This is a genomic window from Alcanivorax sp. HI0083 (assembly GCF_001635175.1).
Map to the genome: position 1 here is coordinate 1 of NZ_LWFX01000314.1, position 855 is coordinate 855.

General features: G+C 59.5%; 1 protein-coding gene. It reads right to left on the reverse strand.

The window, feature by feature from the left end; all coding sequences use genetic code 11:
- Positions 1–193: 193 nt before the first annotated feature.
- Positions 194–855, reverse strand: a 662-nt coding sequence (locus A3754_RS03320; RefSeq protein WP_156496737.1) for a homoserine dehydrogenase, incomplete at its 5' end; no start/stop codon positions are given.

Sequence of the window (855 nt, forward strand, 5' to 3'; positions counted from 1 at the left end):
CCGGCAGGTGGTCACGGTAACGGTTGATGAGGCCGGTGTAACGGTCACGAAAAGGCATGGTTTTGGTCTCTGCTGCTAGTGTAAAGCCTCTAAGCCAGGCTCTGCGGTTCTTGAATGTGGTCACTTTAAACGGCGCGCCAGAAGCCAGATGCATGAAGCCGGACGCTCAAACAGCGACGTCCGGCATCGGGCGTCAAGCGTCCAGCGTCTCTACCCTGATACGCATTATATCGCTATCTACGGCCTCAAGGGCACCGATCTTGGCAAGTGCGGCGCTCATGTCACCTTCGCGCACCACGTGGGTCATCATCACGATGGGCACCAGGCCCTGGTCCACTTCACGCTGTACCAGTGCATCAATGCTGACATTGTTATCACTGAGGATGCGGGTCACGTCGGCCAGCACGCCGGTCTTGTCCTGCACATGCAGGCGCAGGTAGAAGCTGCAGGACACGTCATCGATGGTCAGAATCGGCTCATCGGACATCTGGTCGGTGTGGAAGCCCAGATACGGTACCCGCTCGTCATGGTCCACGGTCAGTGCGCGGCCCAGCTCAATGATGTCAGCCACGACAGCGGAAGCCGTCGGCTCGGCACCGGCGCCGGCGCCGTAGAACATGGTGGGACCCACCGCGTCGCCATCGATCATGATGGCGTTCATCACGCCATTGACGGCAGACAGCATGGTTTCCTTGGGAATCAGGGTCGGGTGCACACGCAGTTCGATGCCGTTGCCGGTGTCCTTGGCGATCCCCAGGTGTTTGATGCGGTATCCGAAATGCGCGGCGCTGGCCACGTCTTCGGTGGTAATCCGGCTGATCCCCTCGGTGTAGACCTTGGAAAACTGCAGTGGAA